Annotated in this window: 17 protein-coding genes, 1 tRNA gene and 1 pseudogene; 6 read left to right on the plus strand and 13 right to left on the minus strand. The window is 49.2% G+C overall.

Going from position 1 to position 22859, the window contains the following annotated elements:
• Positions 1–74: 74 nt before the first annotated feature.
• Together PsB1_RS00905 and PsB1_RS00910 are read right to left on the minus strand one after the other, a co-directional pair.
• Entirely contained in the window at positions 75–1280 is a 1206-nt protein-coding gene (locus PsB1_RS00905; protein WP_284358493.1) for an OmpA family protein, read from the minus strand.
• A gap of 574 nt (positions 1281–1854) precedes the next feature.
• Positions 1855–1930: transfer RNA gene (locus PsB1_RS00910), tRNA-Lys, on the minus strand.
• Positions 1931–2250: 320 nt separating this feature from the next.
• Here PsB1_RS00910 and PsB1_RS00915 point away from each other — a divergent pair.
• Positions 2251–2850 (plus strand): hypothetical protein, encoded by a 600-nt coding sequence (locus PsB1_RS00915; protein ID WP_284358494.1) that lies wholly within the window; start codon positions 2251–2253, stop codon positions 2848–2850.
• On the opposite strand, the gene tgt is transcribed toward PsB1_RS00915, so the two are convergent.
• From tgt to PsB1_RS00965, 10 genes are all read right to left on the minus strand, one after another.
• Positions 2847–3968: a tRNA guanosine(34) transglycosylase Tgt gene (gene tgt / locus PsB1_RS00920; RefSeq protein WP_284358495.1), complete on the minus strand. Its 1122-nt coding sequence runs from the start codon at positions 3966–3968 to the stop codon at positions 2847–2849. The two genes, PsB1_RS00915 and tgt, sit on opposite strands and share 4 nt — an antisense overlap.
• Positions 3965–5029, minus strand: a complete 1065-nt coding sequence (gene queA, locus PsB1_RS00925; protein WP_284358496.1) for a tRNA preQ1(34) S-adenosylmethionine ribosyltransferase-isomerase QueA — start codon at positions 5027–5029, stop codon at positions 3965–3967. Before queA ends, tgt begins: the two co-directional genes overlap by 4 nt.
• Positions 5030–5079: 50 nt before the next feature.
• Positions 5080–5547 carry a peptidylprolyl isomerase gene (locus PsB1_RS00930; protein WP_284358497.1) on the minus strand — a complete coding sequence of 156 codons (468 nt, stop codon included), beginning with the start codon at positions 5545–5547 and terminating at the stop codon, positions 5080–5082.
• A gap of 83 nt (positions 5548–5630) precedes the next feature.
• Positions 5631–6752: a peptidylprolyl isomerase gene (locus PsB1_RS00935; protein ID WP_284358498.1), complete on the minus strand. Its 1122-nt coding sequence runs from the start codon at positions 6750–6752 to the stop codon at positions 5631–5633.
• The gene (coaD, locus tag PsB1_RS00940; RefSeq protein ID WP_284358499.1) at positions 6749–7234 is read right to left on the minus strand and encodes a pantetheine-phosphate adenylyltransferase; all 486 of its coding nucleotides are present in this window, start codon (positions 7232–7234) and stop codon (positions 6749–6751) included. Before coaD ends, PsB1_RS00935 begins: the two co-directional genes overlap by 4 nt.
• A 58-nt stretch (positions 7235–7292) precedes the next feature.
• Positions 7293–10055, minus strand: a complete 2763-nt coding sequence (gyrA, locus tag PsB1_RS00945; protein ID WP_420887850.1) for a DNA gyrase subunit A — start codon at positions 10053–10055, stop codon at positions 7293–7295.
• A gap of 409 nt (positions 10056–10464) precedes the next feature.
• A complete protein-coding gene (locus tag PsB1_RS00950) occupies positions 10465–13599 on the minus strand; it encodes an efflux RND transporter permease subunit (RefSeq protein WP_284358500.1) in 3135 nt (1044 codons plus the stop codon).
• A complete protein-coding gene (locus tag PsB1_RS00955) occupies positions 13599–15056 on the minus strand; it encodes an efflux RND transporter periplasmic adaptor subunit (RefSeq protein WP_284358501.1) in 1458 nt (485 codons plus the stop codon). Before PsB1_RS00955 ends, PsB1_RS00950 begins: the two co-directional genes overlap by 1 nt.
• A 66-nt stretch (positions 15057–15122) precedes the next feature.
• The gene (locus PsB1_RS00960) at positions 15123–15806 is read right to left on the minus strand and encodes a hypothetical protein (RefSeq protein ID WP_284358502.1); all 684 of its coding nucleotides are present in this window, start codon (positions 15804–15806) and stop codon (positions 15123–15125) included.
• 17 nt (positions 15807–15823) lie between these two features.
• Positions 15824–16588, minus strand: a complete 765-nt coding sequence (locus PsB1_RS00965; RefSeq protein ID WP_284358648.1) for a class II aldolase/adducin family protein — start codon at positions 16586–16588, stop codon at positions 15824–15826.
• Between the two features lie 231 nt (positions 16589–16819).
• On the opposite strand from PsB1_RS00965, the gene PsB1_RS00970 reads away from it, so the two are divergent.
• The 4 genes from PsB1_RS00970 (at position 16820) to PsB1_RS00985 (ending at position 20602) form a co-directional block, all read left to right on the plus strand.
• Positions 16820–17911: a DUF2336 domain-containing protein gene (locus PsB1_RS00970; protein WP_284358503.1), complete on the plus strand. Its 1092-nt coding sequence runs from the start codon at positions 16820–16822 to the stop codon at positions 17909–17911.
• A gap of 58 nt (positions 17912–17969) precedes the next feature.
• Positions 17970–18752: an NAD kinase gene (locus PsB1_RS00975; protein ID WP_284358504.1), complete on the plus strand. Its 783-nt coding sequence runs from the start codon at positions 17970–17972 to the stop codon at positions 18750–18752.
• A gap of 198 nt (positions 18753–18950) precedes the next feature.
• Positions 18951–19442: an Hpt domain-containing protein gene (locus tag PsB1_RS00980; RefSeq protein ID WP_284358505.1), complete on the plus strand. Its 492-nt coding sequence runs from the start codon at positions 18951–18953 to the stop codon at positions 19440–19442.
• 161 nt (positions 19443–19603) lie between these two features.
• A complete protein-coding gene (locus PsB1_RS00985) occupies positions 19604–20602 on the plus strand; it encodes an EAL domain-containing protein (RefSeq protein ID WP_284358507.1) in 999 nt (332 codons plus the stop codon).
• A 33-nt stretch (positions 20603–20635) separates the two neighbouring features.
• Here the strand turns inward: PsB1_RS00985 and spbR are convergent, their stop codons facing one another.
• Positions 20636–21784 (minus strand): SpbR family protein, encoded by a 1149-nt coding sequence (gene spbR, locus PsB1_RS00990; protein ID WP_284358508.1) that lies wholly within the window; start codon positions 21782–21784, stop codon positions 20636–20638.
• A gap of 211 nt (positions 21785–21995) precedes the next feature.
• Here spbR and PsB1_RS00995 point away from each other — a divergent pair.
• Positions 21996–22854 (plus strand): annotated as a pseudogene (locus PsB1_RS00995) (CoA transferase).
• Positions 22855–22859: the final 5 nt, after the last annotated feature.

Below are 22859 nucleotides of genomic sequence, written 5' to 3' on the forward strand. Positions count from 1 at the left end.
CGACACCCATCTTGAATTCAAACAAAAAAGGCCCGGCGTCACCGCCGAGCCTTCTGAGCAAACATTGAAACCAATCACTGGAAAGTGAAGGTAACTTCCGCACGACGGTTCAAGGGTTCCTTGACACCATCTGGGGTTGGCTTAGCTGGTTTGGATTCACCAAAGGCTTCACCTGTCATCAAATCACCAGGAATACCGCGAGCCACCAATGCCTCACGAACCGAGACAACACGGCGTTGTGACAAAGCAATATTGTACTCAGGCTTACCAGCCAAGTCGGTATGACCTTGGATCAATACGGACTGATAATTACAAGATTGGCCCGAAATTTCTTGAACCGAATTATCAATCACAGTCGTTGCCTCTGGAGTCAGGAACGACTTATCAAACTCAAAGTACACAACCATTGAGCGGGCATCACACACCTGTGGTGGAGGGGGTGGCGGTGGCGGCGGTGGTGGCGGAGGTGGTGGTGGCGGAGGTGGTGGTGGTGGTGGCAGGGATGGGGGTGCCGGAGGAGCAGGCGGTGGGGCAAAGGAATAACGTAAACCAAAGCCAATGCCACCGATACCGGGCAATCCATTGCTGCTTGAACGCGCGTTAATGGTCAGTGGCGTAAACGCAGAGCCACCAGTAGTATTAGTCCGCACTCTACCTGATGCATCAAACTTTAAGTCCGACACATTTACATAAGTATAGGTAATATCAGCAGTTAATTGGTCTGATAATTTCAAACCCAATCCCGCGATCAATTGCCAACTAAAGCCGGTGGTGGAATCTTGAATTGTAACGCTAGAAGCTCTGCTCAATGTCAAGGGGCCGCTTGAACTAAAGGCTTTGTCATAAGAGCCAGCTAGCAGCTTTACCCTAGACATACCGATACCAGCACCAACGAATGGATTTACTGTGCCATCCCGGTTAAAGTCATAAAGACCATTTACCATGGCCGACCACACATTGATGTTACCAATAGTGGAGAAATTATCTGTGTCTCTAAACTTAGAATTGCCATTTGCCAAAGCCGTTTCAATACGGAAACCATTTTCAAAGGCATAGCCGAGAGCTAGATTACCGCCCCAACCGCCATCACCTTTAGCTTTTTGGCCAATGACATAGGGTGCTTGATTTGCCCCGGTGGGGTTAGCAGGAGGATCAATATCGACACCACCTTCAATATTATAGCCCACACCAGCACTACCATACCAGCCATCCGCCGATACGACGCTTGGTACGGCTGCGAGTGCAATCATCGCAGAAGCACAAAGCCAAATTCTCTTCATGAGTTTAATTCCCCTCATAAGCGCTAACGTCCGGCTGGACGCTCTTGCAACGTATTAAACGATGTATTGGATAGGTCAACTACCAGATTGAGACCGTTGTCGATTTGTAGGCATTAAGTAGAGACTATTATGAAATCTTTTCTAAAATGTTGCCCTTAAGTGTCAGTTATGAGAAAGGCTCAGCCCGACGATCGAAATGAGTCCCCAACATGATGTTTACCCAAACGATTTATTCTTCTCGCGCGGGCCTAAACTCGATCTAAGTGCGAAAATCGTAAAATTATCCCAGAGATAATCCCAGATATAAAGTCAGAAATCATTTCAGAACAAGGCGGCTCGGATCCTGACATGATGGTCCTTTGGGTCACACCAACCTTAATCAAGTCACTTATCAGGGAAAAACTAAAGGAAACGTGCCAGTTATAGGGCATCTGATATGGTAAAAATGCATGCAAACAACACATTTTGAAGATCTGTAGAAATGTGTTCTGCACCTTGTATCATAATGCCCCACAGTGTCATTGTGCCCCACACCTACATTTTTATGTTTATTTACATGTAATTATTTTGAAAATGGTGAGCCCGCCGGGGTTCGAACCCGGGACCTACTGATTAAAAGTCAGTTGCTCTACCGGCTGAGCTACAGGCTCCCAAGAATGGATTGGGGTTCGCGTTTCCGCGGTCCGGGTGTGAGGGGCGCTGATAAGCATTGACTTGTCCTCAGTCAATGGCAAAAAGTGAGCTTGGTTAGGCTTAGCGGATGATTAAACACAGTTTCTTTCAGACCCAATGATGGATAAAATCATTGATGTAGGTTAGAATTCTCTTACCCAGCCATGCTCCATTCATGGTTTGTAGCACAAGGAGTAAACTCACGAGGAAAGCACTTAACCTAAGTGCCCTACTTGCGAATTCCCTTAGTGCAGATTGGTCTGGATTGGGTGGTCAATGGATAGCGAGATGTGGAGCGATGACCAACTACAAGGTTAAACTGAGACATATAAATCTTCATGTGAAAAATCTGAGACTTAAGCTGTGCATAGGTGCGCTTGTTGTGGGGGCACTGGTTGGGCTTAGTGCTTGCGCCTCTGGTCCAGACAAGCAACAACAGCTTCAATCAAACTCAACCAAGGATACAGATACAATACAAGATGATTTGGGTGAAGCAGCAAGCCAAGCCGTAATCCAACCGTTTCGAGATTTTGGTGTTGTCCGCGAGAAAATACCTGATGCACTCGCGCGGATCAGTAACCCATACGCACCACCTAGCGGCGATAATTGTCAGTGGATCAATTATGAAATTAAACAATTGGATGACGTTCTTAAAAGTGAAATTCCTCCTCCAGAAGAGAACGATAGTCGCTCTTTACAAGAAAAAAGCGGCTCGATGGTGCAATCAGGCGTCACAGAAGCGGTACGTGGGGCTGGCTCATCGCTCATACCAGGTCGTGGCCTTATTCGAATGATATCAGGGGCCGAACGATCAGATCGCCTTGTCAGAGAAGCCCAACAACGCGGTATGGTTCGCCGTGGTTATTTAAAAGGACTTGCGCATTCTAAGGGCTGCTAATTTGTCTTAAGGCCCCAACGATCAAGCAATGACGCCCGCACCTCTTTGAATTGATGGTTTTCTATGGCCACTCTGAGATGTGACATCAAATCCTGGTAAAAGCCCAAATTATGCCAAGATAACAAGGTTTGCCCTAATATTTCTTCGGCTTTGAATAAATGATGCAGATAGGCCTTGGAATACTGATAGCTGGCAGGGCATGAGCTGGCGGCATCGAGAGGTGTATTATCTTCAGCAAACTTTGCATTCTTGATATTGATCGGACCATCCCAAGTCCAAGCTTGGCCATGCCGCCCTGCGCGGGTTGGCAGAACGCAATCAAACATATCAATGCCGCGTGCCACAGCTTCAAGTAAGTCGATGGGTTTGCCAACGCCCATCAAATAACGTGGCTTATCTTCGACGATATGTTCGAGGGTCACATCCAAAATGTCACACATCAGCTGGTGGCCCTCACCCACAGCTAGACCACCGATGGCATAGCCTTCAAAGCCAATGGAATGCAGGGCATGTGCAGATCTTGCACGCAAATCGGGAAAGATGGATCCTTGAACAATTCCGAACAGTGCCTGTTTTTCCCTGGTGCCCCCGAAAGCGTCTTTTGATCGCTGTGCCCAACGTGCGGAAAGCTCCAAGGATACAAGAGCTTCTTCATGGCTTGAACCAAAGGAAATGCATTCATCGAGTTGCATCACAATGTCTGAGCCGATCATATCGGCTTGCAACTCGATCGAGCGCTCAGGTGTTAGCATGTGTTTGGAGCCATCAATATGGCTGCGAAACTCAACCCCTGCTTCGCTAAGCTGGCGTAGGCCCGCCAAAGACCACACCTGAAACCCACCTGAATCAGTCAAAATTGGTTTGTCCCACCCCATGAAGCTATGAAGCCCACCCAGTCGCGCTAAGCGCTCACCACCCGGACGAAGCATCAAATGATAAGTATTGCCCAGTAGAATATCGGCACCCGTAGACTTTACCTGCTCCACACTCATCGCTTTAACACTAGCGGCAGTGCCGACCGGCATAAAAGCAGGCGTGCGAATGGTGCCACGCGGGGTTGTGAGTGCGCCAGTCCGCGCACGGCCGTCGTGTGCATGACAGCTAAATGCGAAACTCATCGTGTTGAAGCCTTCCACATTAAGCATGCATCACCATAAGAATAAAAACGATAGGCATGATCAACGGCATGAGTATACAAAGAACGCATGCCCGACATACCGATCAAAGCTCCAACCAGCATTAAGAGTGTTGAGCGGGGTAAATGAAAATTGGTCATCAGCCCATCCACCGTCCTAAACCGATAGCCCGGTGTGATAAAAATGGAAGTTTCCCCACACCCAGCTTTAATCTCACCATCTGCATGGGTAATAGATTCAAGCGTGCGTAAGCTCGTTGTGCCTACAGCAATGATCCGGCGCCCCTCTGCCTTGGCGCGCATTAAGGCTTCAGCAGTCTGTTCTCTAACCTCATAGGTTTCGCTATGCATGACGTGGTGAGATATGTTATCAACTTTGACCGGCATAAATGTACCGGCACCCACATGCAGTGTCAGCCAATGTTGTTCAATCCCCGCTTGGGTCAGTGCTGCCAACAAAGCCGGGGTGAAATGTAAGCCAGCCGTAGGCGTGGCAACAGATCCTGATTGCCGGGCATAAAGGGTTTGATAGTCTTGCTTATCGTGGGCATCGACTTGACGTTTGCGGGTGATATAGGGTGGTAGTGGCATGACACCAAGCTGTGCAATCGCCTCATCCAGAGCCTCCCCCACACAGGAAAAAACCAAACTGATCTCGCCCCCCTGCCCTTTGGCGGTCATAGTCGCTGTCAAATCGGAGCCAAAGGTCAAAACATCGCCTACTGCCAAGCGCTTGGCTGGGCGACTAAAGGCGTTCCACGTGCTAGGACTCAGGCGCTGGTGCAAATTGATGTGCACCTCAACAGGCCCGCCCACGTCACTACGTTGCGCCCGGACCGCCTTTAACGCGGCCGGGATAGTCTTGGTGTCATTAAAAACCAACACGTCCCCAGCTCTTAGAAACTGCGGGAGTTGAGAAACCCTAGCGTCCTCTAGCATCTGATCGGAATGGCGTACCAGCAAACGCGCACTATCGCGCGGGCGGGCGGGCCGCAGCGCGATCAGGGCTTCTGGTAAGTCAAAGTCGAACTCTGAAATCTGCATTTTTATCCCTGACTGACATGGGCATTCAGAGTCAAAAGATGGGTTAGAGTTTAGACGTCTGCAGCAACTTTCATCGAAACGATTTTGCCAGGCTCTGTTGGTGGTACGCCTTTTGGTAGCGCATGGACAGCATCCATTCCAGAAGCAACCTTACCCCATACTGTATATTGACGATCGAGGAAGGTGGCGTCGTCCAGACAGATGAAGAACTGGCTGTTGGCTGAGTTTGGGGCGCTGGTCCGCGCCATAGAACATACGCCCTCAACATGGGGTTCGCTCGTGAATTCGGCCTTCAAGTCCGGCTTGGTGGAGCCACCAGTCCCGCGACCACTGGGACAGCCACCTTGTGCCATAAAGCCGTCGATTACCCGATGGAACACAATGCCATCATAAAAACCTTCCCGAGCTAATTCTTTGATACGTGCTACATGCCCAGGAGCCAAGTCTGGGCGCATATCGATGGTGACTATACCAGTATCGAGTTCCAGAATAAGGGTATTTTCGGGGTCTTGGTTCATCTGATCATCTCCTGTGACTGGGGTCCTAAACGTTCAAAGACGCGCGGCAAAGCCCAAGACCCCCATTCATGTCAGTGATGGAGTTAATTCCGTGCAAGAATGCGCCCTTCGGGCATAATATCGCAGTTTGAAAAGGCGGCACCGCGCTGCTCTAGGGTCGCTTTGAGCTTGGCTTGAAACAACGGCCCGTCTGTTCGCTGGATCACGACCTTGGGACGCTCGCTTTCTTCTAGATCGCTCAGCACCCGAACAGTTAGCATTTTATCAGGGTCAATAACAGGCTCACCCACCTTAAAGGCGCGGATGACATCGACCCCAACAACAGCACGGCCCCAAATTGTGTAACGTCGATCCAAAGTTGGATAGGCCGCCCGCATCAGAAAAAACTGACTATTGGCGGAGTTTTCATCATTACCCCGAGCCATACTTGCCACACCTAAACAATGATTTCCCCAAGCGGCGACTTTTTTATCGGTCGTGCGCTCCATCAATATGTCCGATTGCGTGGTAACCGGGATAGTTCTTATCCAACCAATACTTGCACCACCACGATCCACCGCTTTAACAAACCCACTATCTGCACCGCGACGAAAATTGAACTCAGCGCGCAAATCAGGTTGGTCCGATCCCCCCGATCCGTCGCCTTTCGGATCACCACCTTGCGCCATAAAATCGTTGATCACACGGTGAAAACTTAAGCCATTATAAAAGCCTTCACGGGCTAGTTTTTTCACACGCTCCACATGGCCTGGAGCGATATCTGGCGCGAGTTCCACGATGATGCGACCCTTCGTCGTTTCAAAAATCAACGCATTTTCTGGGTTAAGCGTACGCCAGTCTTCGTCAGGAAATACTGCCTTGGCTAGGGGCTGGGCTGGATTTGCCTCAGCTAGAACTTGAGCGGGAGGTTGTGGTTTGGAGTTAGAATTGGAGTGAGTAGGCGGATTTTCCGGCGTGGGAATATTCCAATGTGCAACAGTTGGCGTAGCCTTAGCCGGTGATGATGCTGGCTTGGAAAAAGGCTTTGAACTTGTGCTTTGTCGCGGTTTGGCAGTGGATTTTGATGCATCGGGATTAGAAAGTGGTTCTGCATCTGTTTGGATTTGCGCCCAATGGATGGCCGTTGTGCGCGATAAAACTGGGCTAGGGTGAATCCAGTTGAGTGTGATAGTCAGTAAGCTGACGAAATAAAGCGACAGTTTCACTTAAACTTCTCCCTTAAAGCAGCAACAACATGGGCGCTGACAAATGGGCTAACATCCCCGCCAAGGCGTGCGATTTCCTTCACAAGTCGCGAGGCCACAGCCTGATGCTGCACGTCGGCCATATAAAATACGGTTTCGATAACAGTGTTCAGCTTTTGGTTCATGCCAACCATTTGAAATTCATATTCAAAGTCAGAAACGGCACGCAAACCCCGCACAATGCACGACGCGCCAACCTGTTCCGCAAAATGGATGAGCAAACCTTCCATCGGCAAGACTTCAATTTTACCCAGTGGCTGAAAGCGCTCTGTGTCCTGGGAGACCATTGCCACGCGTTCTTCTAAGGAGAAAGTCGGACCCTTATCGCGGTTAATAGCAACCCCAATCACCAATTTGTCAAAAAGTTTGATCGCACGCCCAATAACATCCAAATGCCCCAAAGTGATCGGGTCAAATGTCCCGGGATAAAGTCCTACGCGCATCTAAGTCTCCCTGCCTCAGAGCGTATCTGCCACTGATGAGCGGTCTGTGATGGGGCGTTCATGGTTGGTTTGGCACGCCATCTTCATCACCACCCATATCTGCCAAACGTTCAACAGACACGACGCGCTCACCTTCTGACACGCGGATGATCATCACACCCTGTGTAGAGCGCCCTGCACGACGGATCTGATCCACCCGGGTACGAATCAACTGGCCGCCATCGGTTACCATCATCACTTCATCACTCTCCTCAACGGGGAAAGCCGCGACCAATTGGCCACCCTTGCGCGACAGATCATGGGCGACAATGCCTTTACCGCCGCGATTGGTAACACGATACTCAAACGACGATGCCCGTTTACCAAGACCTTCTTCGGCCACCGCCAATACAAATTGCTCACGGGCGGAAAGCTCAGCGTAGCGTTCAGGTGATAATTGTGCGGATCCACTCACGGCTTCTTCAGAAGATTCTACCACGATATCGCTAGTCTCAGTTTCAGTCTGTTCGGCTTCCTCGCCCCGAACAGAACGGCTTTGTTTAAGATAGGTTGCGCGTTCTTCGGCGGTGACATCGACATGGCGCAAAATCGACATGGCAATGACTTCATCGCCCTTTCCCAAGGTGATGCCGCGTACTCCGGTAGAATCTCGACCCTTAAACACCCGTACATCGGTGGTTTGAAAGCGGATACATTGCCCCATACGGGTAGTCAGCAGTATGTCATCTTGATCTGAGCAGATGGCAACATCGACGATTTGATCATCCTCATCGTCAAATTTCATAGCGATTTTACCGCCGCGCGCCACGCGTTGGAAGTCAGAGAGCGAATTACGTCGCACGGTGCCTTTGCGCGTTGCAAACATCAACTGCAAAGCTGCCCAGCTGTCTTCCTCTTCGGGCAAAGGCATCACTGAGGTAATTTTTTCATCTTTTTCAATGGGTAAGATATTGGCAATGGAGCGACCCTTGGTCCGCGGATCCCCAAGTGGCAACCGCCACACTTTTTCACGGTAGACAATGCCCTTAGACGAGAAGAATAAGATCGGCGCGTGGGTTGAGGCTACAAACAAGCGCACCACGAAATCTTCATCCTTCGTATCCATGCCCGAACGTCCACGTCCACCACGGTTCTGGGTGCGATAGGTGGACAAAAGCGTACGTTTGACATAGCCAGCATGAGAAACGGTCACCACCATATCCTCGCGCTCGATGAAATTTTCATCATCAAGGTCAAGGTCAGCCTCAATAAACGTAGTGCGGCGTGGTACAGCGAAGGTATCGCGAATATGAGTCAATTCCGCGCGAATGATTTCAATCACCCGCGTACGCGATTGCAAAATATCCAGTAGATCAGCGATTTTGGCTGCTAAAGAGCGCACTTCATTGCTCAATTCATCGCGGCCAAGCCCGGTTAGGCGCTGCAAGCGCAAATCCAAGATCGCGCGCGCTTGATCCTCACTCATGCGAATAGTGCCGGCCTCAGTTAATAAAGAGCGTGGGTCAGCAATCAATCGAATGATCGGGGAAAGGTCATGAGCAGGCCAATCTCTGCTGGTTAAAGCCAAGCGCGCAGCCGTGGGATCGCTGGCTTCCCGTATCATTCGCACCACTTCATCAATATTGGCCACAGCAATAGCCAGGCCAACCAAATCATGCCCTCGTTCACGAGCTTTATTTAGGCGGTGGCGGGTACGACGTGCAATCACTTCCTCACGGAAGCTCAAAAACGTTTCTATCAAGCCGCGCAAAGACATTTGGATGGGGCGACCGCCCACCAAAGCCAGCATATTAACTCCAAATGATGTTTGAAGTTGGGAATAACGATAAAGCTGATTAAGCACGACTTCAGAAGAAGAATCGCGCCTAAGTTCAATGACCACCCGCATGCCGCGCCGATCACTCTCATCACGCAAGCCGGAAATGCCCTCAACGCGCTTTTCGCGCACCAATTCGGCGATCCGCTCAATCATCGATGATTTATTCACCTGATAAGGGATTTCCGATACAATGATGGCTTCGCGTTCGCCTCGTATCGTCTCCACAGACGTCTTAGCGCGCATGATAACCGAACCACGTCCGGTTAAAAGGCCATTGCGGGCACCCGTGCCCCCAACAATTTCGCCCCCAGTAGGAAAATCAGGACCAGGGACAATGTCAAGCAAATCTTGATCCGAAATCGCAGGATCATCTAGGATCGCCAACGTAGCTGTACAAATTTCGCCAAGATTATGGGGTGGGATATTGGTCGCCATCCCCACGGCAATCCCGCCTGCCCCATTAACCAATAAATTTGGATATTGAGCAGGTAAAACAACTGGTTCACTTTCTGAACCATCATAATTATCTTGGAAATTGACAGTCGATTCGTCAATATCATCCAAAAGCGACATGGCGATTTTGGCCAATTTGCTTTCGGTATAGCGCATCGCAGCCGGGGGATCGCCATCCACTGAACCAAAATTACCCTGCCCATCGATCAGCGGCAGGCTCATCGAGAAGTCCTGTGCCATCCGCACCATCGCATCATAAATAGCACTATCGCCATGAGGGTGATACTTCCCCATAACGTCACCCACAATCCGCGAGGATTTGACGTGCTTCTTGTCGGGTGTGAAGCCGCCTTCACCCATGGCATAAAGAATCCGCCTATGTACAGGCTTGAGGCCGTCGCGCGCATCCGGCAAAGCGCGAGCAACAATCACACTCATGGCATAGTCGAGATATGACGACTTCAGCTCATTTTCTATTGAAATTGGCGTAATGCCCTTGGTGTCAATGATCGCAGCTGGGGTAGGTGCTGGCTCCATTGGATCGTCCATGTCGGGGCCTTCGGTGTCTGATATATCGGTCAAGAGTCAAGCCGTCTTTTAAATGGTCAAAATAGCCCCGAATCGTAGGTGGCTTTCGCCTTGCACCTTAGCATTCACGTGCAGCTAGGTACAAGCTTAGAGCAGAAAATCCAGCTTTGTTGATGCCAATAGTTGTACCCCTCCCACTGTATTGGTATTTGCCCTTTGTTGGTATTTACCCCTTTGTTGGTATTTACCCAAGAGAAACAGGCTAACCACATACGATGCGGATATCGTACCCTAGGATCTAATTGTACCCCCTATTGAACCTATGTGGTGAAAAGGCAGATCTGCTAGCTTTCGACAATCTATGGCAGTGTATAGGCAATTGCCTTCTACATGATAGGTACAGCCATTGCTAATCTTTATGCATTAAAGATCAATTCGACTTATCTAATTGAGCTGCCAATTCTTGGCGTTCAAATTCTTCAATCGCCTTGGCACGCGCCAGCGGACTTCCTGTAAACCTGGCTAAGGTCATATAGATAGGGGGAACAATAAAAAGAGTAAGGATGGTCGAACAAAGAACACCAAATACAACCACCACACCAATATTTGACCGCGCTTCCGCGCCTGCTCCATGCGATAAGGCCAAGGGGAGGGCCCCTGCGATGGTTGCCACAGATGTCATTAATATTGGCCGTAAGCGCAATGCCGATGCCTCCAAGATTGCATCTTGAACCCTTGCCCCTTCGTCGCGCAATTGGTTAGCAAATTCGACCATCAAAATGCCATTCTTCGCGGCCAAGGCTACCAGAATGATTAGCCCGATTTGAGAATAAATGTTGAGCGTAAATCCCGCCGCATAAAGCCCAAACAATCCACCGGCCATCGCCAATGGGACCGTGATCATGATCGTTAAGGGGTGAACAAAACTTTCAAATTGCGCCGCTAAGGTTAAAAAAACGATCAAAATAGCCAGAATAAATGCAAAACCAATCGCCGAACCTGCTTCCTTAAATTGTTGGCTTTGGCCTGTATAATCAATCTTCATATCAGGTTTCATTTCGGCGGCAGCCGCTTCCTCCAGCCATTGCACCGCTTGGCCAATTGTATATCCCTTGTTCAAATTGGCGGAAATAGTTATGGCGCGTAATTTATTCACTCTGGGCAAATCATCGGTTCCACCAAGATGTGTAGTGGTAACAAGATTGGACAATGCCACCAATTCCCCTGTGCGATCGGAGCGCACATAAATCCGATCCAAATCCTCTACCTGTTTACGCTCACGCCGATCGACTTGAAGAATAACATCGTATTCGTCACCATTGGCCGGATAGGTGCCAACGCGTCTAAGGCCCGTTGTAGCTTCAAGGGTTCGCCCAATGGACTGAACAGAAACGCCAAGGGCCGCAGCCCGCTCACGGTCGATTGATACTTCTATTTTGGGCGAGGTTGGCTCATAATTCATACGAATGCGGGCAAATCCTTCATTAAAGCGGCCTTTTGCTAAAATTTTTTCGCCAATAGCCGCTAAATCCTTGTAATTGCTGCCGCCAAGTACGATGGCGACACCATCATTTCCAGCACCGCGACCGCTGGAAAAGGCATTTTGCATTGAGACACGAAATTGAGCACCAGGGATAGAAGCCAGCTTTTTGTTCAATTCATCTACCAGGTCATTACCCTCACGCCGCTTTCCCCACTCACTAAGAAAAACCCTGCCAATGGCGCGGTTCATCCGGCCCGTGCCCTGATCTTGAAAACTTGGGGCTATGAATAAAGTACGCACAGCCTCCCCTCTTCTCACATAGTCTGCCATTATAGGCTCGGCCTTTGCAATCATGGTTTGAGTGTATGAAAAGCCCGCCCCTTCAGGTGCACTGATATTGATGGTGATATTGCCCCGATCTTCCAGTGGGACCAATTCACTTGGTAATTTGGTCGCAAAAAACAAAACCGCCCCAAAAATGACAGCCATCACAATCATCACGAATCTGCGAGCCCTTAGACTGGCCTTAACAGAAGCCGTGTAAGATTCTTGAACTTTCTCAAAACCTCTATTAATCCATGTTGTTAGGGGATTAGCCTTGTTGGCTGGGCGCAGCAATAATGAGCACATCATCGGGGTGAGAGTCAAAGCAACAAAAGCCGAAATCGACACGGCAGATGCTATGGTTACCGCCAGTTCCACAAACAAGCGCCCGACAAAACCGCCCGTGAACAATAAGGGTGTAAAGACCGAGACGAGAACTGCGGTTGTTGCGATAACTGCAAATGCCACTTGGTTGGTGCCGCGTTGTGCTGCGATGAGGGCAGGCTCTCCTGCATCCACACGGCGCTGGATGTTTTCCAAGACCACAATGGCATCGTCCACCACAAGGCCGATCGCCAAAACGAGCGCCAAAAGCGTAATCAAATTGATCGAAAACCCAAAAATGCCCAGAACGCCAAATGTAGCAATCAAGCAAACAGGTATAGTGGCTGCAGGCAAAAAGGCCGCTCGAAACGACCCTAAAAATAGATAAATGACCACAATAACCAGCACGATGGCTTCGGCCATAGTCGTCCAAACACCTTGAACAGCGCGCTCAATAAACACAGTAGAATCAAAGGCTACTACCATTGTTGTACCCATAGGCAGTGTTTTGGCTATCAAATCCCTTTGTGCTCGCACAGCACGGGCGACATCTAAGGCATTTGCATTAGATTGACGCACGATCCCCATGCCGACTTGATTGACCCCATTGCCACGGAAAAGACGTCGATCTTCTTCAGGCTCGATGGCAACCCGTGCTACATCTTCCAATCGCGTCAAGCGCCCATCGCCACTGCGCCCTAATGGCATGCGGCGAAATTCCTCCGCCGTACGATAACCACGTGCGATCCGCATCGCATAATCGCGCGCCTGCCCTTCGATTTGCCCGGCAGGCAGCTCAACATTTTGGCTACGTAAAGCTGTATCGACGTCATCAGGGGTGAGACCACGCGCAGCCAAAGCCTCTGTATCAAGCCAAACCCGCATGGACTGACGCAAACCACCAAACACCCGAACCGAAGCCACACCATCAATTGCACTAAAACGATCGACCAGATTTTGTTCTGTGAAGTTAGTTAGATCAGCTGTCGACAGCTTCGTTGAAGCCAGATTTAAAAACATAATTGGGTCACTATCGGCGTCTGACTTTTCAACTTGGGGCGGATCAACGCCAGAGGGCAACCGATTTTGAATGCGACTGACCGCTGCGCGCACATCATTGGCCGCTTCATCCAAGCTCCGCGAGAGCTTGAATTCAACTCGGATTGAGGAACGCCCGTCTCGGCTCGAGGCTTGGATTGAGGCTAAGCCTTCAATGCCGGTTAACTGGTCTTCAATAATCTGCGTAATTCGGCTTTCAATTATATCTGATGAAGCACCCCGATATTGGGTTGTAACTGAAACGATCGGAGGGTCTACGGCGGGTAATTCGCGTAAAGGCAACGTCTTAAAAGCAATCAAGCCAAATGCCATCAGCAACAAGCTGGCCACTGTTGCTAAAACGGGGCGCTTAACGGAGATGTCAGCTATAAACATTAACCCCCTCTCGACTGGGGATTAGCGTGCTGGCTTGATTTGTTATTGCTTTCGCGACCAAGCTTTGTATTCATAGGTTTAATGGGCTGACCGTCACGTAAGCCAACTAAACCTTCGGTTATAACTAAGGTACCAGGTGCTAAACCATTGATAATTTCAGCAAAACCGTCACGACGGGTGCCTATCGAAACCGGCACGCGCATGGCCTTTTGCCCGCCCTTGCCATCGCTGACCGCGATAAAAACAAAGCTGGCATTGCCGTCTTCGACCAGGGCTACTTCGGGGACTGCAGGCCGGTTACGAACAGGTGCCATCACGTCCACACTCATCAACATACCTGGGCGCAGATTGCCCTCGGGATTGGGAATATAAGCACGTGCGCGAATAGTGCGAGTGTGTGGGTCAATGCGGGTGTCTACAAAGCGTACAGTGGCGCGATAAAGTTGGTTGGGTAACGCTGTTGAGCGTATAGCAATTTGCGTGCCCACTTGCAGGGCACCTAATCGGGTTTCTGGAACATCAAAATCAACTTTGATCTGAGAGATATCATCCAAGGTCGCCAAGACTTCCCCCGGGCGAGCCAATTGACCCGGACTAATTGTGCGAAGTCCGATCCGACCTGAAAATGGGGCGCGAATGGTGCGGTCTTCAAGGCGTGATTCCATCGATGTTGAGCGGTTAGAGACACTTTGCGCCCGTTTTGAAAGTGCATCTGCACGCCTTTTTTGGGTTTTTATCCGATCAAGTGCACCTTCAGCGCGTTCTTTAGCTACCCAAAGCTGCGATTGGGCGGCTTGCAGCTGGGTTTGGGCGGAATCAAGCCGGGCTTTAGAAGCAAAGCCACGTTCAGCTAAAGACCTTACCCGATCTAAATTCAGCTGTGCTTCATTGCGTATCGCTTCTGCTTCAGCAATACCAGCACGGGCAGCTTCAAGGTCACGACTAAACATATTAATTTCATTGTAGGCCGCATCGGCATCTTGAAACGCAGCAGCCACTTCATTGCGAGCACCCCCAAGGTCTGCGGACTGCTCTGTTCGGGCCAATCTTATCAATACTTCGCCCTTAGTGACAAATTGACCACTTTCAAAGTAAACCTTATCGACCACATCTTGAACCTTTGAAGTGACGGTAATGGATTCGTTCGCAAGCGCGGTACCAGGAATGTAAACACGATCGGAAAAAATCCGAAGATCTGCTTTGCTCACCACAACATTGGCAGGGCGACCACTCGATTTTGCACCACTACCTTGACCAGGCCCCGTAGCTGCAAAAGATACTGTTGATTGATTTGATTGAAAAAAATGGGTGATTTCCTTGATGAGGACTAAGCCAAACATTGCAGCAAATATAAACCCTGCCGTAGCTAAAAAGAAATGTCGCTTTAAAAACACAGACAAAAAATTCACCCCCAAAATGGCTTTCGTCAAGAACACAATTTGCGTTGCCAGTACCATAGCCCGCTTAGGCTTGATTTGTCAGTCTTTTCCTTTTGGTTTACCAACTTGATTTTGAATCCGAGGCTAAAACACACGCCAAAGCCCCAAGATAAGTCCCTGATCGGTGTTTATTTTTTCTTCACCTAACGATGTACGCCAGCCAATTTCTAGCCTGGTTGCCCCAAAAAGAGGGGAAACATAGCTCATTTGCGAGCGGGTCAAGGGCAAAGCACAACCATTGCCATCGCCAAAGATTTTTACAATCAGCATATCGCCTTTAGGTAACTTAACACCACCGGTAGCGTCATAGCGTATTCCTCGTGAAATGCCGCATGTTCTCCCAGCAACTTCACCATTCAGCCAACCCCAATGTCCTAAATTCTTGCCTAGAGCGAAACGTGTCTCAATGCCGATCTCGCTGGTTTTTGACCCCACGGAAGTAGGAATCGTAAAGGTACTAATCTGATAGGATAAAGCGAAGCTATGCCCCCGATAAAAATTTCGGCGAAGGCCCACTAAAACCTCATCAACCGACCATTGAGAAGAAACGGCTTGAACACCCTGGCTGATAGAAGGAGCTCCAACCAACGCCAACTCATGCCCTAAGCCGACTTCGCCATAAAGTTCCAGCGAATAACCCCTCGGTGTTTGATCCTTGTTTAGACTAACAGCGTTGATGATCACTGCGCCGTCACCACGTTTACCAACCCAAGCACCCCCATGAGCTTGGCCGCCAGCTGCTAGAGCCAAACTGCTGAACAACAGCATATGTGTCCAATGCAGACTTATGTATTGAAACCAGGAGATTGACGGACAACCTTACGAAGTAAACCGGGCCACGCCAACAAACCACCCAGAGCTTGTGTGAAGGCGGGTTTTACTTGTTCACCCACCCTTTGCTCCATATGCTTATCACAGGTTAGTAGCCCACCTCCAGATTGTGCGAGAACCTGCATCTTGCAGGCCCGCTCAAGATAATACATGCGCATGAATGCACTGGCCGCAGACTCACCCAAAGTTAACGTACCGTGATTACGTAAGAGCATAAAATGGTGTTTTCCTAAGTCTTTTACTAATCGCTCCCTCTCATCTAAATCCAAGGCCACCCCTTCATAATCATGGTAGGCAAGATCATCGGTACATGCCATTGCGGTCTGCGAAATTGGCAATAAACCGCCCTGTTGTGCACTGACGCCAACCCCAGCATCACTATGACAATGGATCACGCATTGCGCATCCTCGCGCGATGCGTGGATGGCCGAATGAATGGTGAAGCCCGCTGGATTGATGAAATAAGGAGTTGGATCAACGATATTTCCATCCAAATCGACCTTAACCAAAGAGGAAGCTGTAATCTCATCAAACAAGAAACCATAAGGATTGATGAGGAAATGGTGGCTTGGTCCCGGTATCCGCAAGCTGATATGGGTAAAAATCATATCGTCCCAACCATAGAGCGCAATCAAGCGATAAAGGGCTGCACAATCAACCCGTGCACGCCACTCCACATCGTCAACCCGCTCACCATAAATAGATGTGACGCTTGCCATCAAGCCAGACAATCTAGGTGCAGCCCCATTAGGAAGTGCAGAGCCATGAGCTTGAGACGCTTTGTCAGAAAGGGGATTAGTCTGGATATTCATCTTCATCTCCATCTGAAACCAAGTGTAAGCAAGTCTCTCTCTTTCCAAGACTAAGGTCAAGTTGATTTAGAAAACCGTATCAAAACAGTGACTTTTATTTTACTTTCTGTAAACCAAATCAAATTTATTTTGCGAGAAATGAACCAGTTAGTTTCCCATCATCCCCTTGTTGCACTTGCTGAAAACGATTCACGCGAAGCGCGCGAGGCTTTGGTTGCAGCAACAGCGGAACAATTTTTGGATGAAGGAAACACGGCAACCCTTATGGAGCGAACGCTTTTTTCGGATATATTGGTGAAACTCTATGGTTTCGCCCGTCAAGAAGTACGCCTTAAGCTTTCGGCTGCCCTTGCGATGGCAGATTGGGCACCAGTTGATTTGCTGCGTGAGTTAGCACTCGACGCGTTTGAGATTGCACAGCCTGTGATTTCTTTTTGTGCATTGCTAAATGATGATATTCTAATCGAAGTGGTGCGGGCTTGTGGATTTGATCATCGCATGTGCGTGGCTGAGCGAGCCTGTATTGGGGAGCGCGTCTGTCAATGTCTTATTGATACTGGCGATAAGATGATCATGTCGGCTTTGACTAAAAACATGACAGCGCGTCTTTCACTGGTTGATTTTCACCGCACCATGGAAGCACTCGTGGATTTGCCTGAGACCTTGGATGCTTTTGTCGCGCGTCACGATTTACCACCCAGCTTAGTAGCTGCGGCTTTTGCGATAGCGGGGGCGAAGGCCCGTGCCACTATCCTTGCGCGGGTCAATCCTAAAATCAGCAAATTGTTGCAAGAAGTTATTGGTGAGGCAACGGCTGATGCCGCGAAAGAAGCCTCCCAACGTCTATTTCAGAAACCCCTACCGAAACAGGCAGTAGACGCAGTGCGAACTGCTTCGCAGAAACTCAATGTGAAACCAACGCCAGGTGTGTTGGTTGCCGCACTGATGCGTGGAGAGCGCGAACATTTCGTGCGTGGAATCGCATCGATCTTAGACCTCCCATTAAAAGGGGTCGGCGCTAAATTATCAGGTGCTGATATAGAAAGTCTTGCCCTGGCAACGCGTGCGGCTCAGTTTAATTCTTCAATTGTGCGCACGATTTATGAAACCTTGGACACACGATCCATACCTTGGTCGATCAATGATGATCGAACGGTCGCTTTGGTTTGGATGCGCTGCTCGCCTGCTGCCGCCCGCATCGCGTTTGCTAAAGATATGGCAAACGAGTAAAACTGAGTTTAAACAGCTGGTTTCGCGTAAAGCAGCGCAATTTGGTTGGAGCGGGTCGATGAAGTCTGCGCCTAGACATCCTGAACGCATTGCATTTGTTGCGAGCTCAAAGCCAGAAGCCCATCAAGCGATGAAGTTTTTGCGCCGTCGATATGGTATTATTGACGAAAGCGATGCCGATGTGATTGTGGCTTTGGGTGGTGATGGCCTGATGCTGGAGACTTTACGTCGCCATATGGAAGACGGAATCCCCGTCTTTGGCCTCAATCAAGGTACGGTTGGATTTTTGATGAATGAGTATAAAGAAGCTGATCTACCAGATCGCATTGCGGCTGCAAAAGCTTCTGTCATTCACCCATTATTGATGACATCTCACCAAATCAACGGTCAAATCCACCAACAAGTCGCAATCAATGAAGTGTCGCTGTTGCGTCAAACCCACCAAACCGCGCGCTTACGCATTTTTGTTGACGAAGCAGAGCGGCTGCGTGAAATCATTTGTGATGGCGTTATGGTGGCTACACCAGCAGGAAGCACGGCCTATAATTTGTCTGCCCATGGCCCGATTTTGCCGCTTGGATGTGGATTATTAGCCTTGACACCAATCAGTGTGTTTAGGCCCCGTCGTTGGCGCGGGGCATTATTACGCCATGAATCAGAAGTGATGTTTGAAGTTCTTGACCCAGATCTTCGCCCCGTAGCCGTTTCTGCCGATAGTCAAGAGGTTCGCAATGTTTCACAGGTACGCATCAAAGAAGACCGCACCCGCAGTATGGTCATGCTGTTTGATCCTGATCGTTCGTTAGATGAGCGCATCTTGGCTGAACAATTTGCACAATAATCAAAGGATAGAGCAGAGAATGAAAATCTGATATTCACACTATGCATGAATTTAGATATTTAAAAAACAAAATTTTTAGCCTTTTAGTCTAGGTATTTGTGTCAATACCTAGGTGGATGATCACACCACGTCCCGAGTGACCAGCCTTCATGGAATATTAAAATCTGTCAATTACCATAGGTTTAGTTGGAGTAGGTGATGCCACAGCAAGATGAACAGGTTGAATATATTTCGCCACCTAATCGATTAAAGGCCAAACTCGGCAATCGGATTGGAAGTTTTGATGCTGCTGCTATAGCACGGGCAGAAGCGGCTATCGCCTCGATGTCACATCAATTTGCAGGCTGGCTGGATGAGGAATTGGTCAAGCTTGAGGCCGCCCATAAATTGGTGAATGCAGACGGGGCTGGAGAAGAAGAACTAGAAGATTTTTACCGCCGTTCGCATGATCTCAAGGGGCTTGGGACTACCTATGGATTCCCGATTGTTTCGCAGTTTGCAGCATCCTTATGTAAATTGATCGACAGCCCCGAAGCGCGGGCTAAAGCGCCAAAGAAAATACTTGATGCCCATGTCAGTGCCATTGTTGCTGCCGTCAAACAAGGCATTCATGATAGCAATCACCCAATTGGGAAAGCGCTTCTAGTTGAGCTTCAGTCCCAAGTTGATCTTTACGCCTCAAGTGCGTAAATCTTTGCCCCATCTGACAATATATGTCCAATTCGAATTGGTTTTTCAATTCGGTTAATACAAACTCTCAAATCTCCTGCATCGAGCTGACAAGGCTTTAAGTTTGCGATGTTACCCATCTTGCTGAAATAGATGATGCACGTCAAAGCAGGATTGAAGACATGGATTTGAATGTCACCCCTTTTGGGTCGATAGAACCGGCGTTTGCCGAGGTTAATGCCAAGCATAACAACAAGGGTTTCTCCACGATTGATATCGGTTTTCAGCCGCAAATAGAATTTGGGTCAAAGGCCATTGTTGCATTTGAGGCCATCGGCCACTGGGGTCTTGTTTTGGCGGACTGGCTTCATCCACCCTGTGGTCATGCGGGGCAAACGCAAGCTGCATTAGCGCGTGTCATCACCCTCGCAGAGGCGACCCACGGTGCGCGCGCTGCCTGTGCTTGGCGGACTTCGGGATTTAACATTGATGTATGGATCAAACTACGGGCCTGCGATGTTTTAAACCCTCAATTTTCCTACACATTAATAGCCTCTGTCTTGCAAGCGCAGGCCGAGCCGGATTGGTTGGTCCTTGAAATGGACGAGCAGGACTTAGTAGCAGCTGGGGAAGTTGCGTTGGGTTCACTTGAAGTGTTGTCTGGCCTTGGGTTTAAGATTGCACTTGCCGCTCAGGGGGCACCCATCATGGCATTTGATAAGCGGATACGGGCCTTGTTTAGCCACCTGAAATATGAAGGTCTCACGGCTTTAGGGTTCGCACACACGCCAGATAGTCCAGCTGCCCGAGCTTTCACCCGCCGAATGCAAGCCGCAGAAGCAGTTGGCTTACCAATGGTTGCTACGGGCATGGTATCAAGGCAGAAAAAATCATTATATCGCCAATTTGGCTTTACGCGTTATCAACCTAGCTATGCCAGCCAAACTCTAGCTTTTGATAAAGCAACCAAGCGCTTAATGGATCAAAAAACCAACACAACACATAAAACGACGCCCTTTATACCTCCAAATTGGTCAGGCAAAATCAATGCCCATTGGCTTAGGGATGTGATAAGTCATGATTTACAACAAACTCATCAATCCAAGTACCACCCGAAGTCCCACCCGAACAACCAAAAAGATCTAGTCCTTCTTAGACGAATAGCAGAGCGGGCGGTATAAGGATTAAACGCTTTAATCATAATGAAACCAAGCCTAACCCACTGCCCTTCGCGGTTGGAGACTATGGTCTGGAACATAGTCGAGCTTTTCAAGTAGATAGGTTAAGTCTTCAGCAGGTATGGATTGAAAACGCGTTAACACCCTCTCAATCATCAGCTTTTTAAAGCGGGACTGATCGTTCGTGCTGCCTGTAAACTCGCTATCATGGAGAACATCAATCGCTGCCCTGAATGCCGGATAAAGACTTGCAGGGAAATGGGCGCGCTCAAAAAGAGCACGAAGTCCGATGGTCCCGCCATCATGCACTAAAAGCCAAGCCTTATTATGTGGCACTGCGGCCAATTCTGCAAAAGCATATTCAACCAAACGGACTTCACCCTGACATAGAGCCCGTAAAACAAAACTAGGTGTCAAACGACCATTGAGATGTAATTGCTGGACATAGCGGGGTAAATTGGATTGCAATCCTGCTTGGGCAATCAAATCAACGCCGCTGCGTTCACGTGTGTCATTAGCCAAATCGATCGCCAATTGTGGTGGCACCGCGTGATGCTCTACCAACCGGTCAAAAAGCTCTCCGGTTAGGAGAGCAGCTAGCTTTTCGGCTACCAATATAGGCAAGACCGGACGTTCAACCACAGCCTCCAACAAAGAGACCATATCTGGAAAACGTTCAATCGCGCAAATCAACCCACTTTCGTTAAAGCTTGCTTGCGTATTCCGCAGTGCCTCAATGATCGCACCATTGATCCCAAAACGGCATAGTGCGGTGGTCACAACAGGGGATAAATGGGCGCGGCGTGCGATCGCAAATTGACGTGCCGGTTCAGCGGATTCTAAAATCTCGGCCAAATCCTCATCCGTTAAGGAAGGCGATGATTCAAGAACCGGGATCGCTATCGAATCAAGGTCGCGGGCTAATCGATTAGCGATTGAAGAAGGTAACATAGGCGATGCCTTGAGTGTTACAGCCAAAGCACGTCGTACCCGTTCAGCCGCGCCTGCGACCACAATATGTAAAATCTGTTCAGCAAAGATACGCTCTTGCGGTGTCAAAACCACTTTTTCAATGCGGCGGCATAATCGATAGCACCCTAAAGCGCGATCTTCATCGGTTTCCCCTTTGAGCAAAGCGCGAATATCGTCTTCACTCAAATGAATTCTTAGCGTGCTGACGCTCATCAATACATACTCCCAGCATCATATTTGCCTTGATTCGTAATATCTCTAATCTGAAGGCTCACAGTTAATGGCACCTTTACACAGATGGCTGCTTGGGTTGAAGTGCCTCAATATTCTGTTCATCATTGCGGGGAGACACAGGCATGCTACTCAAAGGTCTCTAAATGATCGAATATGCAACCTATATCGCGGCACCAAGTGCTGGGGGGTGATGGCGGATTGGGCCGCAGACGTCATTAAGATCGAGCCACCAGGGGGTGACCCAATCCGGCAGTTTTTTGAGACCATTGGATCAGACATTTCCGATAATCCAGTTTTTGATTTGGACAACCGTGGTAAACTTTCAATCATTATCGACATCACGCAAGAAGATGGCCGTGGGATCGTTCGAAAACTCGCTACTCAGGCCGACAACTTCATCACCAATGTACACCCGGCCAGTCTGACTAAAGCCGGCCTTGCTTTTGCTCCACTTGCCGGCCTCAATCCACGCCTGATTTATGCCAATGTAACGGGCTATGGGCTTGAAGGTCCTGATGTCGACCGAGCGGGATTTGATATCGCAGCCTTTTGGGCACTTTCAAGTTGGGCCCATTTGACTACACCAAAAGATAGACCCTTTCCATTTTCGCACTGGAGTTGGCGACCATATTTGCTCTATTTCTACGGTGGCTGGCCTGTTGGCAGCCCTATATGCACGCCAAACCACTGGCAAAGGACGCCAAATAAACACCTCATTGTTGCGCTCAGCGACTTATACATTGGGTTCTGATTTATAGATCCAAATGCGTTTTGGGCGCATAGGATCCACCCGACCCCGCCATGAACCGATCAATCCATTGGCCAATTTCTATCAATGCCGCGATGGGCGCTGGTTGACGATCGTGCCGAGGCAGGGCACCAAAGACTGGCATGGATTGTTTCGGGCATTGAGCCTGGAGCATCTGGAACAAGATCGAAGAATTGCAACTACCAAAGCCCGTCGGGAACATGGGCCGCTTTTGGTATCGCTTTTGGATGAGCTATTTGTCAAATCCGAATTTGCCGACATCGCCACGCGGCTGGATTAGATGGA

It is taken from the genome of Candidatus Phycosocius spiralis, assembly GCF_030158815.1.
Classification (GTDB): Bacteria; Pseudomonadota; Alphaproteobacteria; order Caulobacterales; family Aquidulcibacteraceae; genus Aquidulcibacter; species Aquidulcibacter spiralis.